Consider the following 12,832-nt stretch of genomic DNA (forward strand, 5'->3'; position numbering starts at 1 on the left):
GCGCCCGCGTGGCTAGCCTGACGCCATGATTTCTCCGAGGACGCCGACCGCCGCTGAGCTGTTCTCCTTGGAAGGGACGGTGGCGCTCGTCACCGGGGCGACCTCCGGCCTCGGTCTGGCGACCGCCCAGGTTCTCGCGTCCGCGGGCGCGACGACCGTGCTCAGCGGGCTCGCGTCCGAGGAACCGGAGGCGATCGCCGCGTCCCTGGCGGCGAGCGGCCTGCCGGTGGTCGGCCGGGCGTGCGATGTCCGCTTGAGGGATGAGCTCGAGGCGCTTGTCTCCTGGACGCTCGAAAACCACGGCCGCATCGACACGGTGTTCGCGAACGCGGGAGTGGCGTTGGACACGGGGCCGCACCTGACGAGCACCGACGCTCAGCTCGATGTCATGTTCGACATCCACGTGAGCAGCGTGCTCCGGCTGGCGAACCTGACGATCCCGTCCATGGCCGAGCGCGGAAGCGGCGCCTTCATCATCATGTCGAGCCTGGCCGGGCTGCGCGGCAACTCCCTCATCGGCCTGTACGGCATCACCAAAGCGGCGAACGCGCAGCTCGCGCGAAACCTCGCCGTGCAGTGGGGTGCGCACGGCGTGCGGGTCAACGCCGTCTCGCCGGGTGTGATCGCGACGGATTTCGCCAAGCCGATCACCGAGGGCGCCGGTCGCGATGTGCGCCTGGCCAAGACGCCCATGCGTCGTTTCGGCGACGCGAGCCATGTCGCAGGCACCGTGCTGTGGCTCGCGTCTCCCGCCGGGTCCTTCACGACCGGGCAGAACATCATCGTCGACGGCGGCACGATGGTGAGCGACTGATGGTCGTCCCGGAGGACCGCACCGTGATGCTCCGGCGGTACCGTCTGGCCGATGGTACGGCCGACGAGTTCGTGGCGTGGTGGCGGGCGCGCATCCTGCCCCTGCGCGCCGCTGCGGGGTTCCGCGTGGACTGGGCGTATCTCGATCGCGAGAACGAGACGTTCACCTGGATGGTCTCGTATCCCGGAGGTCGAGCGGACTTCGAAGCCGCGGAGGACACCTACAGTTCCTCGCCTGAGCGTGCTGCAGCGATCGCTGTGGCCCCGCCCCTCCGGGACGCATCGGTGGGATACCCCGAGCGGGTCGTCTGACCAGAGGGGCGGGGTTGCGAGGGCGGCGCCGGCCAGACCTCGGCGAACTCCGTCCCGAACTCGACCACCTCGGCCGTCTTGCGCAGCACCGAGACGAGCCAGCGCAGGGCCGGGTCGTTGGTCTTGGACGGGTGCCAGAAGACCGCTTCGATGAGGGTGGAGTGCGGCAGCGGCGTGTCCGCGACGACGAGGCCGAGAGGTTCCGCATAGAGCTCGGCGACACGCGAAGGCACCATGCCGTACATGTCCGTCCCCTGGATCATGAACGGAAGCGAGAGGAAGCCGGGCAGGGTCATGGCCACCCGCGGCTCGATGCCGGCTGCCGAGAGGGCATCGTCCGAGATCGTGATGACGTTCTCGGCGAACACCACCTGGGCGTAGGGGAGGTCGGCCAGATCCTCCAGCTCGAATCGCGCCCCCCGGAGCCGCGGGTTCTCCGCGCTGGCGATGCACACGAGGCTGTCCGAGAACAGCGACTGGCGCTTGCCGGGGATCCCCCGGTTGACGGAGGAGATGACCACATCGGCCCTGAGCAGATCCACCGGGCTCACCGGTTGCTGCCCGGTGAGGGTGCCGAACTCGACCGATGTGTCCGGTGCCTCGTCCCGGAGGATGCCCCGGAGCGTGCTCGACATTGTCGCGAGCACGTAATCCGAGGCCCAGATGTGGAAGCGGCGATCGCTCGTGGCGGGGTCGAACATCGGCCGGAGGTTGAAGGTGCGGCCCACCTCCCGGAGCGCGTCTCGGACCAGGGGCTGGAGCCGTTCGGCCTTCGGCGTCAGATCGAACGAGCGTCCGTTGCGGATGAGCAGCTGGTCATCGAGCAGCGCGCGCAGCTTCGCCAGCGCTCCGCTCACGGCCGGCTGAGACATCCCCACGGCCAACCCCGCCCTCGTCAGGCTTCGCTCCCGGAGGACGGCGTCGAGCACCACCACCAGATTCGCGTCGATGCGCCTCAGATCGTTCATTCGGACCGCCCCATCGTCTCGTCCGGAAACGAGTCTATGGTCTGTCGTGCTCAGAGGCGGTCGGGGCCGTACGTGCGGCGGGCGCGGGGAACCGTGTGGGCGGGACTGGTCGTCTCCACGATGCGGTTCGTGATCTCGCCGAGCCCTTCGACCTCCATCTTGACCACGTCGCCGACCTGCAACGGCGGAGGCGTGAGCTGGCCGGTGCGACTCCAGGACTCGGAGAGCGCCCCCGTGGAAGCGGTACCGGAGCCCAAGACGTCGCCCGCGCCGACGAAGGCGTCCCGAGAAGCGTGCACGAGCATCTCCTCGAACGACCACGACATGTTCTTGAGGTTGTCGGAACCGACCACCTCGCCGTTGATCGACACGGTCATGGGGAGGTCGTAGCGGTCCCCGTCGCGGTACTCGCGCAGTTCCTCCGGGGTGGTGATCCACGGGCCGAGCGTGTTGGCGAAGTCCTTGCCCTTCGAAGGACCGAGGCCGACGCGCATCTCCTCGCCCTGGACGTCTCGCGCGGACCAGTCGTTCCAGATGCAGTACCCGGCGATGTGCTCGGCGGCATCCTCGATTGCGAGGTCGCGGACCGTGTGCTTCACGATCGCGGCGACCTCGAGCTCGAAGTCGAGCCGCTGCGTGAAGGGGGGCATGGGGATATCGGCGCCGGTACCCACAACGGACCACGGGTTGGCGAAGAGGAACCGGGGCGCTTCGTACCACTGCTCGGGCACGGAACCATCGCCCGGCTCGCCCTTCTTCATGCCGGCGATGTGCGCCTCGAAGGTGACGAAGTCGCGCAGCGCGCGCGGCTCCACGGGAGCCAGCAGGCGCGTGTCCTCGATGGGCTTGCGCTGCTGACGACCCGTGTTGATCAGGATGTCCGTGCGCTCGTGCTCCGGTGCCTGAAGAAGAGTGAGGATGTCGAGGTCGCGGGGGATGTCGTGCACACGGCCGTGGCGGACCACACCCGTGTGCACGATGCCGTTCTCGACGTAACGGGCGTAGCGCGGCATCAGAAGTCCAGAGTCTCGTAGAAGTCGCGCTGGCGCGTCTCGAGCGCCGGGATCGCGGATCCGAGAGCCCACTTCTCGAAGTGGGGGTACGTCGCGTGCGCCTTGAACGCGTCCTCGTCGACGTACACCTCGAAGATGCGGAAGATGTTCGGCTCCTCCGGGCTCTGGTAGGCCTGGTAATAGAGGTTGCCGGGCTCCTCGCGCGACGCGGGGGAGAGGTGCTCCAGCGCGGTGCGGACGGTCTCCTCCTCACCGGGCTTGGCGATCCAGGTGGCGCTGCAGACATATGCCATGGGGGTTCCTTTCTCAACGTCTTCGTCGGGTGTGCCCCGTCGCCCCCACGCTAGGGGCGGGGGCGACGGGCGGCCATGTGTCTTCCTCGATGACAGGCATCGGGAGGGGCGGCCTTGCACGGGCGGCCGGACCGTGCCGTGCGCGGATCGCGGGGATCCGCGCACGGCACTGCGGGGCTACTGCTTGCCCCATGCCTCCAGGAACTTGGACTGCCAATCGATGGATCCGTTGTACGGACCCGAGTCGGGCAGGTTGTTGTCGGCGTCGACGACCTGCAGCGACTGCCCGATGAAGGCGGGCTCCTCGCCGTTCAGAACCCGGATGGCCGTGTCGATGGATCCCCACGCCTCCCAGTTCTGCGCGATCCCGACCGTGGCGGTGATCCCCGGCTGCCCCTCGCGGATCATGTCGATCGCCGCCTCGCTGCCGAAGGCGCCCACAACGACCGCCTGGTCCCCGAAGCCGGCCTGGTCGATCGCGGCGGCCAGACCGGTCACGAGGTACGAGTCCGTGGACATCGTCACGGCGTTGATCTCGGGATTGCTCAGCAGAGCGCTGGTCACCTTCTGCAGATACGAGTTGTTCGCCGTCTCCGGGTCGGAGATGTCGAGCACGTGGACCTCGCCGCCGCCGAGTTCCTCGAGCCGGGCCTGGAAGGCCTCGGTGATCCACGCCCCCCAGGCGTTGGAGGTCGAGTTGAGGACGAGCGCGTTGACGTCTCCGTTGTTCTTGCCGAACACGTAGTCGGCCTGCACTTCGCCGATCGTCTGGAAGATCTCCGAGGCCGAGCGGTCCGGGAGCCACTTGCGCTCCGACCCCCATCGCTTCGGATCGCAGTCGTCCACACCGCCGCCGCCGACGATGGTGACACCGGCCTCGGCGGCCTCCGCGAATGCCGCGGCAGCACTGCTGCAGCTCACCCCGATGGGGACGAGGACATCGGCGCCCGCGGCGACGGCTTGCCGGATGGCTGTGGCGAAGCCCTCGGGATTGAGCTTGCCGTCGACGATGGTCGCGTTCCACCCGGCGGCTTGAGCGGCCTCGACCATCGAGGCCGACGGTCCTGCGCAGGTGGGGAGCTGCTCGCCACACGACATGACGAAGAAGTCGATTCCCTCCGGCGGCGTCGTCGGCGCCAGGTCCTCCAGGGTCGAGCCGTAGCCCTCGTAGGCCAGCTCGAGCGCGGCGGCGGCCGCTTCGGACAGCTCGTCGTCTCCACCCGAACCGGTCTGGTCCCCCGGCTGCGTGGCTCCGCCGCACGCCGCGAGCATAAGCGCGGCGATCGCCAGGCCGGCAAGCGAGCCGGCGCTCCTTGCATTGATCACTGTTTCCTCCTGATGCGTCGTGGCAGCGCCGCACGCTCGGGACGTCGGCAGCGCTGCCGTGGGACGCCCGCCATTGGGCGTCTCGTTCGGGCCAGCATGCCGTCATCGCCGCCCGGGGTTCGCGATGTCTGGCATCGCCGACCGCGATACCACGCGTGGACCTCGGCGGGCCGGCGGTGCGATTTTCCTCTTATCCCACGCCGGCGGGGGAACCGAGCGCAAAGGGGATGTCAGCGGGCGCGCTGACGCGCCCGAGGGCGAGCGGACGGGATCTCGGGGACGACGACAGGGGCGCCGACCGTCCCGGTCAGCTCACCGAGCCGCTCCACGACGAGCGTGACGACGTCGCCCGTCGTGAGCGGTGACGGGGTGCGGGAGCCGTTGCGGCCCCAGAGCTCGCCCAGGCATCCGCCGTTTCCGGCCGTCCCCGAGCCGAGCACGTCTCCCGGGGCGACCCGGGTGTTGCGCGACGCGTACGCCACCAGCTCGCCGAACGGCCACCCCATGTTGGAGAGGAGGTCGTGCCCGACCCGCTCGCCGTTGATCAGCGCCTCCACCGCCAGGGCGAGGAACCCCTCCTCATCGACGAGGTCGGCCACCTCGTCCGCGGTGACGATCCAGGGGCCGAGCGTCGTGCCGAAGTCCTTGCCCTTCGCGGGTCCGAGGCGCACCTTCATCTCCCGGGCCTGGACGTCTCGGGCCGACCAGTCGTTCATGATCGTGTAGCCGAAGATCGCCGCCGCTCCCTCCGCCGCCGTCAGGTTCCCGCCATGCCGTGGCGGCCTCCCGATGACGGCCGCGACCTCGAGCTCGAAGTCCAGCGCCTGCGTCTCGGGCGGCGTCACGGTGTCTGCCGGCCCCAGCACCGAGTGCGGATTCGTGAAGTAGAAGGTGGGGTAGCGGTACCACTCTTCGGGGACGCCGCCCTTGCCGTCCACTGAGACCGCGACGCCTTCCACGTGCTCCTCGAACGCGACGAAGTCGCGGATCGTGGTGGGCCTCAATGGCGCGAGCAGCCTGACCGCCTCGAGAGCGGGTTCAGATCCGGAGGATGCGTCGATCAGCCGGCCGCCGAGCTCGAGCGCCGCGTCCAGCCCTGACTCGAGCACCGATTGGACGGAGGTCGCGCCGGGGAACGGGAGGACGCGGCCGTCGTGGACGAGCCCCTCCTGGACGCACCCGTCATGGAGCCAGCGTGCGATGCGCATCCGTCAGTCCTCCAGGATCGCGACGGCCCGTGTCCAACCGGCCGAGGCCCCGCGCACCTTCGCCGGGAAGCACGCGACGGTGAATCCCGTGGGTGGCAGTTCGTCGAGGTGCTGCAGCTTCTCGATCTGGCAGTACCCCACGTCGGCCCCCGCCTTGTGCCCCTCCCAGACGACAGACGGGTCGCCCGTCTCCTCGAACAGCCGCCGGTTCGCGCTGACGGGCAAGTCCCAGCCCCACGCGTCGGTGCCCACGACGCGGATGCCCTGGCCGGTGAGGTGCAGCGTCGCCTCGCGGCCGAAGCCGATGCCCGTGTCGATGTAGTCGTCGCGTCCGTACGCTGCGGAGGCCACCGTGTGCATCAGCACGATGTCGAACGGCTTCAGCTCGACGCCGATCCGTTCGAGCTCAGCGTCGATCTCTGCGGCGGTGACGACGTGCCCGGTCGGCAGGTGGCGGAGATCGAGCTTCACGCCGGGGCGGAAGAACCAGTCCAGCGGCACCTCGTCGATCGTCCAGGCCTTCTCGCCGCCGTTCATCGTCGGGTGGTAGTGCCACGGAGCGTCGACGTGCGTGCCCGCGTGGGTCGTGAGGGTCAGCGTCTCGGCGGCGAGGCCCTGCCCCTCGGGAAGCTGCTCAGGAAGGATGCCGTACATCGCCCGCATGTCCTCGCGTCCGGCGATGTGGTCCTTGTACTCGATCCGGGGACGCAGGAACGGCGGATCCACGGGGATCACGTCATCGAGGGGCATCGAGAGGTCGACGAAACGCATGGGTAGCTCCTTTGCTGATGAGGCCATTCTTCGAGCTGTCGGGGCCGGGCGACATCGCGTGCTGGGGATGTGTGCCATCGGCCGACAGGATGGCTGGCACGGCTCCCGAGTCTGTGCATCAGATGCGGCTCTCTCCACCGTCGACCAGCAGCGTCTGCCCCGTCATGAATGCGGCGTCGTCTGACACCGCGAACGCGACGACCGCGGCGACGTCCTCGGGACGTCCGGTGCGCGGGATCGCCTGCCGGCCGCGCGTGGCATCGAAGTGCGCTTGCGGCACGTCGGCGAGCGCGTGCTCGGTCGCCGTGAGCCCCGGTGCGACCGCGTTCACGGTGATCCCGAGCGGCCCGAGCTCGGTCGCCAGGGCGCGCGCCATGCCGGTGAGCGCGCCCTTGCTCGCGATGTAGTGCGTCATGCCCGCGGGGGGCGCGAACTGGCTCGATGAGGTGATGAGGACGATCCGGCCGCGTCCGGAGAGCTGCAGATCCGGAAGCGCCGCGCGCAGCACGGTGAACGCGCCACCCACGTTCACTCGGAACGTCCGCTCCCACACCCCCGGATCGACGTCGGCGAACGCCCCCAGCACTTGGTAGGCAGCACAGTGCACGACCGCGGTGATGGGACCCGCCTCGGCATGCACCGTCGAGACCGCGGCATCGACGGCTCCCGGGTCGGTGATGTCGCAGACGACATCGATCACACCGGCGCGCGGCTCCGGCGGGCGCTGGATGTCGAGGCTGGCCACCACGAACCCGTCGGCGCGGAGACGTTCGGCGATCGCCGCCCCGATCCCGCGCGCGCCGCCCGTGAGCAGGACGACCCGCTGGGCGTCCTGCCGGTCGTCCGTCATCGCTCCGAACGGAGCGCGGCCGGCCAGATGCCGTGGCGCCCGGGGCTGAGGATGCCCCGCGGATCGACGGCGTCCTTGATCTTCTCGACGAAGCGGCGGTAGGCGTGGTTGTTGAAGCCATACTGCTCCTGCGCGAGGTCCATGAAGTGGAGGTGCGCGCGGTACTCGCCGTAGCCGATCTTCCCTGCCTCCCGCACGAGCTCCTGCATGACCCGGTATCCCTCGGCGGTCGCCTGCTCGTCGTCGATGTCGAAGGTGATCCCGGCGACACTGCACAGCGAGCGCTCGTTGACGACGATCAGGTCCGCGGTGTGGTCGATGCCGTTGCGCTCGAACTGCTCCTTGAGCCACATCTGCAGCTCATAGACCTGCTTGCCCGACAGCGGCGCGACCGGGGCGAAGCTCATGTGCCCGCCGTGCTCGCCACCGCGCCAGCCCGCCATGCCGCTCCAGTCGAGGTTCGGCACGCCCGAGTAGACCCGGTCGGAGGGGTCCTCCAGAGTCGGCCACTCGTCCGGACCCGTCGTCGTGTGACGGATCTTGACGTCGGGGATGGCGTTGAACGCGTCGATCGCCTTCCGCAGCTTGATCGCGTTGATCTCCTTGCCCTCGTAGAGCGCGAATCGCAGATGCCAGCGGCCGACGCCGATCTTCTCCGCGATCTCGTCGATGACGGGGTCGGGGATGATGCCTTCCTTGGGCTCGTACCAGTGGTCGCGGTTGGCGATGGTGCTGGCGATGAGCAGCGTGTTCAGAATGCAGGGCACGCCGTCGATCGTGCCGTCGAGACGCAGCCGGCGGAGGATGTCCACCAGCGGGATGAGATCCTCGTCGCGCTTGACGTCGACGTGGACGTTCGTGATGGCGTCCGGCTTCGGCATGAGCCAGAGGCCGAGCTTCGTCACGACGCCGAAATTGCCCTGGAAGAACAGCGGCTCGATCGTCGGGCCGAGGTTGCGCCGATAGAGGTTCCACGAGGCGTTGCCCTCCATGGCGCCCATGCCGGTGCGCAGCAGCTCGCCGTCCGCCGTGACGACTTCGAGACCGCAGATGTTGCGCCAGTCCTTGCCGTAGGGCAGGTAGGTGAGGCCGTTGTCCTGCTGGTTTCCGCCCATCGACCCCCATCCCAGGTCGGGGACGCTGACCATGAGGTCGGCGCCCGCCGCCTCAATGGCGTCGTAGATGTCCTGGAAGCTCGCGCCGGGCTCGATCAGTGCGACGCCGAGCTCCGGGTCGAGCTCGAGGACGCGGTTCATGCGGCGGAAGTTGATCGTGATCCCGCCGGAGAGCCGGGGAGCAGCCCCGCCGTAGCCGTTGTTGCGTCCCTGACCCTGGGCCCACACCGGCACGTTCCGCTCCGCGGCGATCCGCACGATCGCCTGGACGTCCTCCGTGCTGCCCGGCTGAACGACGCCGGCGGTGGCGAAGGCGTCCCATCCGACAGGCTGGAACGGGTCTCGGTACTCACCGCCATCGCCGGTGATGACGTGCTCAGCGCCGATCGCGTCGGCGATGGCGACCAGTGCCTCCTGAACGGCGGATGCCTCGACGTGCGTGCGACGCGCGGGGATGAAGTCGGGTGTGGTGGTCATGGAAGCTCCCTTGCTCTTGAAGATGGTCGAATGCCGGAGGTGGGGGCGCCTGCTCCGCGACCGCCCTGGCCGCGGAGCAGGCGTGTCCCTCAGGCGGGGTTGCGTCCTACGAAGAACTCGCTGAACGGATCCATGCTGGGCTCGAAGCCCGCGTCGATCAGGCCCTTGCGCAGGATGTTCATCTGGGGGTCGTGGATGCGCTGCGTGGGCAGACGCAGCGGCCCTCCGTTGTATCCGCGCAGCCAGCCCTGGAACTTCCACAGCTGACGGTCGATGAAGTGGCCGCCGTTGAGCAGCTGCGCCATGGCGCCCTTCGCCTTTCGCGCGGGGTGCATCTGCCAGTACAGCTCGGTGACCTCGTCGAACTTGCCTTCGCGCAGCAGGTTCATCGCGTGGGGGATCGTCGGCCCCCAGAACTCGTGGTCGCTCGTGGCGGACAGCTGGATCGGGATCAGCTGGCCGAGGGGCAGCAGCTCGCCCTCGATCGGACACGAGATGACGACCTCCTCGCCGAACAGACGGTGCGCCTCGATGATGCCCATGATGCTCGGGAAGCCGCCCTCGGCCTTGATCACGGCGATGTTCGGGATGTCGTCGAGCATCCGGCGGATCAGGCGCGCGGGGATGTCGGACGGGTGGATGCGCTGGCTGAAGCCCCACAGGAACATCGGGAAGAGGATCACCGCGAGGTTCGTCGCGTCGCAGACGGCTTTCGTGTAGTCGTAGATGTCCTGCTCGGACTCGGGGTAGAAGTTCGGCGGGTACGACAGCAGCACGAGTTCGGCGCCGGCGGCTTCCGCGCGCTGCACCGCCTCGATGTTCTGCTCGAGCGTCGACCAGCTCGCGTGATGAACGATCACGAGGTCGTTCCGCGCCTCGTCCTTCATGATCTCGAGGAAGTCGATGTACTCGGGGAGCGTGATGTTCACCTCCGAGACACCGAGCGTGCCGAGGAAGCCGTGCTCCTTCGCCAGGCGGATGTCGTGCCGGATGCCCTTCTCATTGATGCCCCGGAGGTCGTTCGTGAACGAGGGGATCGTGCAGTTGACGGCGCCGACCAGGCGCTCGCGCGCCCACTCGCGGGCTTCGGACTTGGTGTAGCTGGCCATGTTCCTTCTCTCTGTGTGGCTGGATGTGAGGCTGGGGCCGATGTGGATGGCCTACTTGCGGATCGTGAGGATCCCGACCGGCAGCGGCGTGCCGAGACCGCGCTCGACGGCGCGGTCGTAGAGCAGCTCGCCCAGGACGATGTCCTGGAAGCCGCTGCCCGTGGACTTGTAGATCGCGATGCCGCGCTCGGGGCGTCCGGTCACGCCTCCGAGGAGGTCGTGCAGCGAGACCGTCACCCGGTCGGGGTCGTATCCGGCCTCGCGCGCGGCGATCATGTCGCCGCTGTCGTGCAGCACCTCCGCAAGCGCGTCCGCGACGATCAGCCCGGCGCGGCCGATCAGCGCAGGATCGAGCTCCTTCTGGGACGGCGTGGTCGAGCCGACGGACACGATGGTCGCGTCGTCGTCCACCCAGTCGGCGAGCACCGTCGGGGTCTCGTCGCGGGAGCGCGCGGCACACAGCACGAGGCTCGCGCCGCCCACCGCCTCCTCCGAGCTGGCGACGGCGGTGACGGGGATGCCGAGCTCCTCGGAAAGCTCGGTTGCGAAGCGCTCGCGGTTTGCCGCGGTCGGGCTGGACACACGCGCCTCTCGGATGTCGACCACCCGGGAGGCAGCGCGCAACTGGGCACGCGCCTCGAAGCCGGAGCCGACCACCGCCGCCGTCAGGGGACCCGACGGCACGAGTCGCGTCAGGGCGGCGGCCGCGGTGGCGGCGGTCCGGATGCCCGTGATCCGGTTTCCGTCGACCAGCGCGGCCAGGCGCGAGTCATTCTGGTCGAAAAGCGTGATCAGGTAGCTCACGACACCGTTGCGGATGGACGCGGCGATCGTCTTGGAGCCTCCGAGCCGCCCTCCGGCGGGCGCCGACGGCATGTGACGCTGCCAGCCGGCGTCGGTGGTCGCCACGACCCGCTCCGGGGTGCGCTGCGGGTCCTCGGGACGCGAGTACGCCGCGGACAGCGCGGCGATCGCGCTGTCCCAGTCGGCGAGCTCGGCCACGTCGGCGTCCGTGAGGAACAGGGTGGGAGGTTCGGCGAGGAATCCGTCGTCGCTCATCGAGGTGTCCTTTCTGTGGGGGTGTGGTGCTCCACGGTGCGAAGCACGGCCGCCAAGGGGCCGCCAGCCACGACGTCGTTGCCGGTGCTGTGGAGATGGGCTTCGAGGATGTGCTGTTGGGTGAGTTGTCGTGCCGCAGGGGCGTCGTGCCGCGCACAGGCGTCGAGGATCCGCCGATGCTGATCGCGAGCCGGCGTGAGAGGGAAGTCGTAGTGCAGGCGGATGCGATCGGCCTCGACGCGAAGCGCGTCGAGCGTGCGCAGCAGGACGGGTGCCGCGGCCGCCGCGTACAGGATGCGGTGGAACCGCCAGTTCAGCTCGTTGAAGTCGCCGACCGAGCCACCGGTCACGGCACCCAGGGCATCGAGGTCGCGCAGCGCCGTCTCCATGGCCTCGAGCTCTGACGGAGCCAGGCGCGGTGCCCCGAGCTCGGCCGCGAGCCCCTCGAGCTGGATGCGCAACGCCGTGATCTCCTCGAGCCGCCCGGGGTCGACACCCGCCACGATGGGACCGCGATATGGCTGTCGTACCACGAGTCCCGCTCCCTCGAGCTGCAGCACGGCCTCGCGCACGGGCGTCCGGCTCACGTCGAACTCGGCCGTGATGGCGTCGATGTCGAGACGCGATCCCGGCGAAAGCGCGCCGCTGACTATGCGGTCTCGCAGGATGCGGAACACCTCGTCCGCGACGCGTCGCGCGCTGCGCGGGGGCAGGAGCGGCGTGCTCACGCGACGCTCCGCGACGCCGTGTTCGATCGCATGATCATGCCGTGGATCTCGGCGCGCAACCGCAGGAATTCCGGCTGGGCCTTCGTGGCGACCTGCTCGCGCTCGGACCCGAGAGGGACCGGGATGGCCGCGGTCACCGTGGCGGGGCTGCCAGAGAGGACGATGACCTTGTCCGAGAGGTAGACGGCCTCGTCGATGTCGTGCGTCACGAGCACGATCGTCACGCCGAGCCGATCACGCAGCCGCAGGGTCAGGTCCTCCAGGTCCGCTCGCGTCTGGGCGTCGACGGACGCGAACGGCTCATCCATGACGAGCACGGACGGGCGATACGCCAGAGCGCGCGCGATCGCGACACGCTGCTGCATCCCGCCGGACATCTGCCAGGGGTAGAGGCGGCCGGCGTCAGGCAGGCCGACGTCGATGAGGGCCTGCTGCACGCGCTCCGCGCGCTCCCCGCGCGTGAGACGACTCCGGAGCAGCGGCAGTTCGACGTTGCTCTCGACGCGCATCCAGGGCATGAGCGAGCGGCTGTAGTCCTGGAACACGACGGCCATCTCGGCGGGAGGACGCTCGACCGGGCGGCCGGCGAGGACCACGCGCCCGTCGTCCGCCGACGCGAGCCGGGCGAGACAGCGCAGGAGCGTGGTCTTGCCGGCGCCCGAGGGTCCGACGATGCAGACGAACTCCCCCTCCGCAGCGGTGAAGGTGACGTCTTGCAGGACCTTCTTCGGCCCGAAGCTCTTGCGAAGGTGCTCGACGGAAAGGATGGGTGAGGTGTCTTCCATGTGCT

General features: G+C 69.1%; 14 protein-coding genes. 2 read left to right on the forward strand and 12 right to left on the reverse strand.

Translation table 11 applies throughout. The features are described from left to right. The first annotated feature begins 25 nt into the window (after positions 1-25). A complete protein-coding gene (locus IEX37_RS00160; protein WP_188754222.1) occupies positions 26-814 on the forward strand; it encodes an SDR family NAD(P)-dependent oxidoreductase in 789 nt (262 codons plus the stop codon). Next, positions 814-1,125: an NIPSNAP family protein gene (locus IEX37_RS00165; RefSeq protein ID WP_188754223.1), complete on the forward strand. Its 312-nt coding sequence runs from the start codon at positions 814-816 to the stop codon at positions 1,123-1,125. Before IEX37_RS00160 ends, IEX37_RS00165 begins: the two co-directional genes overlap by 1 nt. Here the strand turns inward: IEX37_RS00165 and IEX37_RS00170 are convergent. The 12 genes from IEX37_RS00170 to IEX37_RS00225 form a co-directional block, all read right to left on the reverse strand. Further along, entirely contained in the window at positions 1,035-2,093 is a 1,059-nt protein-coding gene (locus IEX37_RS00170; RefSeq protein WP_188754224.1) for a LysR family transcriptional regulator, read from the reverse strand. The two genes, IEX37_RS00165 and IEX37_RS00170, sit on opposite strands and share 91 nt — an antisense overlap. A gap of 50 nt (positions 2,094-2,143) precedes the next feature. After that, on the reverse strand, positions 2,144-3,106 hold the full coding sequence (locus IEX37_RS00175) for a fumarylacetoacetate hydrolase family protein (protein ID WP_188754225.1): 963 nt from the start codon (positions 3,104-3,106) through the stop codon (positions 2,144-2,146). Continuing rightward, positions 3,106-3,399: a putative quinol monooxygenase gene (locus IEX37_RS00180; RefSeq protein ID WP_188754226.1), complete on the reverse strand. Its 294-nt coding sequence runs from the start codon at positions 3,397-3,399 to the stop codon at positions 3,106-3,108. Before IEX37_RS00180 ends, IEX37_RS00175 begins: the two co-directional genes overlap by 1 nt. 177 nt (positions 3,400-3,576) lie before the next feature. Beyond that, positions 3,577-4,725 carry a sugar ABC transporter substrate-binding protein gene (locus IEX37_RS00185; RefSeq protein ID WP_188754227.1) on the reverse strand — a complete coding sequence of 383 codons (1,149 nt, stop codon included), beginning with the start codon at positions 4,723-4,725 and terminating at the stop codon, positions 3,577-3,579. A gap of 230 nt (positions 4,726-4,955) precedes the next feature. Beyond that, on the reverse strand, positions 4,956-5,933 hold the full coding sequence (locus IEX37_RS00190; RefSeq protein WP_188754228.1) for a fumarylacetoacetate hydrolase family protein: 978 nt from the start codon (positions 5,931-5,933) through the stop codon (positions 4,956-4,958). A 3-nt stretch (positions 5,934-5,936) separates the two neighbouring features. Beyond that, positions 5,937-6,704: a cyclase family protein gene (locus IEX37_RS00195; protein WP_229662986.1), complete on the reverse strand. Its 768-nt coding sequence runs from the start codon at positions 6,702-6,704 to the stop codon at positions 5,937-5,939. Positions 6,705-6,822: 118 nt separating this feature from the next. Further along, the gene (locus IEX37_RS00200) at positions 6,823-7,554 is read right to left on the reverse strand and encodes an SDR family NAD(P)-dependent oxidoreductase (RefSeq protein ID WP_188754230.1); all 732 of its coding nucleotides are present in this window, start codon (positions 7,552-7,554) and stop codon (positions 6,823-6,825) included. Next, complete coding sequence (locus tag IEX37_RS00205; protein ID WP_188754231.1) at positions 7,551-9,146, reverse strand: FAD-binding oxidoreductase; 1,596 nt, start codon at positions 9,144-9,146, stop codon at positions 7,551-7,553. The genes IEX37_RS00200 and IEX37_RS00205 overlap by 4 nt, the downstream gene beginning before the upstream one ends. An 89-nt stretch (positions 9,147-9,235) precedes the next feature. Then, positions 9,236-10,255: a dihydrodipicolinate synthase family protein gene (locus tag IEX37_RS00210; protein ID WP_188754232.1), complete on the reverse strand. Its 1,020-nt coding sequence runs from the start codon at positions 10,253-10,255 to the stop codon at positions 9,236-9,238. Positions 10,256-10,306: 51 nt separating this feature from the next. Next, on the reverse strand, positions 10,307-11,314 hold the full coding sequence (locus IEX37_RS00215) for an ornithine cyclodeaminase family protein (RefSeq protein WP_188754233.1): 1,008 nt from the start codon (positions 11,312-11,314) through the stop codon (positions 10,307-10,309). After that, on the reverse strand, positions 11,311-12,042 hold the full coding sequence (locus tag IEX37_RS00220) for a GntR family transcriptional regulator (RefSeq protein WP_188754234.1): 732 nt from the start codon (positions 12,040-12,042) through the stop codon (positions 11,311-11,313). The genes IEX37_RS00215 and IEX37_RS00220 overlap by 4 nt, the downstream gene beginning before the upstream one ends. Then, complete coding sequence (locus IEX37_RS00225; RefSeq protein ID WP_188754235.1) at positions 12,039-12,827, reverse strand: ABC transporter ATP-binding protein; 789 nt, start codon at positions 12,825-12,827, stop codon at positions 12,039-12,041. Before IEX37_RS00225 ends, IEX37_RS00220 begins: the two co-directional genes overlap by 4 nt. Between the last annotated feature and the right edge of the window lie 5 nt (positions 12,828-12,832).

This window comes from Microbacterium album, from assembly GCF_014643695.1.
In the GTDB taxonomy this organism is placed as follows: domain Bacteria; phylum Actinomycetota; class Actinomycetes; order Actinomycetales; family Microbacteriaceae; genus Microbacterium; species Microbacterium album.

Bases quoted from the DNA above. Each gene is read 5' to 3' on its own strand.
- IEX37_RS00180 (WP_188754226.1), bottom strand. From the start codon at position 3,399: ATGGCATATGTCTGCAGCGCCACCTGGATCGCCAAGCCCGGTGAGGAG.
- IEX37_RS00160 (WP_188754222.1), top strand. From the start codon at position 26: ATGATTTCTCCGAGGACGCCGACCGCCGCTGAGCTGTTCTCCTTGGAA.
- IEX37_RS00165 (WP_188754223.1), top strand. From the start codon at position 814: ATGGTCGTCCCGGAGGACCGCACCGTGATGCTCCGGCGGTACCGTCTG.
- IEX37_RS00170 (WP_188754224.1), bottom strand. From the start codon at position 2,093: ATGAACGATCTGAGGCGCATCGACGCGAATCTGGTGGTGGTGCTCGAC.
- IEX37_RS00190 (WP_188754228.1), bottom strand. From the start codon at position 5,933: ATGCGCATCGCACGCTGGCTCCATGACGGGTGCGTCCAGGAGGGGCTC.
- IEX37_RS00205 (WP_188754231.1), bottom strand. From the start codon at position 9,146: ATGACCACCACACCCGACTTCATCCCCGCGCGTCGCACGCACGTCGAG.
- IEX37_RS00175 (WP_188754225.1), bottom strand. From the start codon at position 3,106: ATGCCGCGCTACGCCCGTTACGTCGAGAACGGCATCGTGCACACGGGT.
- IEX37_RS00210 (WP_188754232.1), bottom strand. From the start codon at position 10,255: ATGGCCAGCTACACCAAGTCCGAAGCCCGCGAGTGGGCGCGCGAGCGC.
- IEX37_RS00215 (WP_188754233.1), bottom strand. From the start codon at position 11,314: ATGAGCGACGACGGATTCCTCGCCGAACCTCCCACCCTGTTCCTCACG.
- IEX37_RS00225 (WP_188754235.1), bottom strand. From the start codon at position 12,827: ATGGAAGACACCTCACCCATCCTTTCCGTCGAGCACCTTCGCAAGAGC.
- IEX37_RS00200 (WP_188754230.1), bottom strand. From the start codon at position 7,554: ATGACGGACGACCGGCAGGACGCCCAGCGGGTCGTCCTGCTCACGGGC.
- IEX37_RS00195 (WP_229662986.1), bottom strand. From the start codon at position 6,704: ATGCGTTTCGTCGACCTCTCGATGCCCCTCGATGACGTGATCCCCGTG.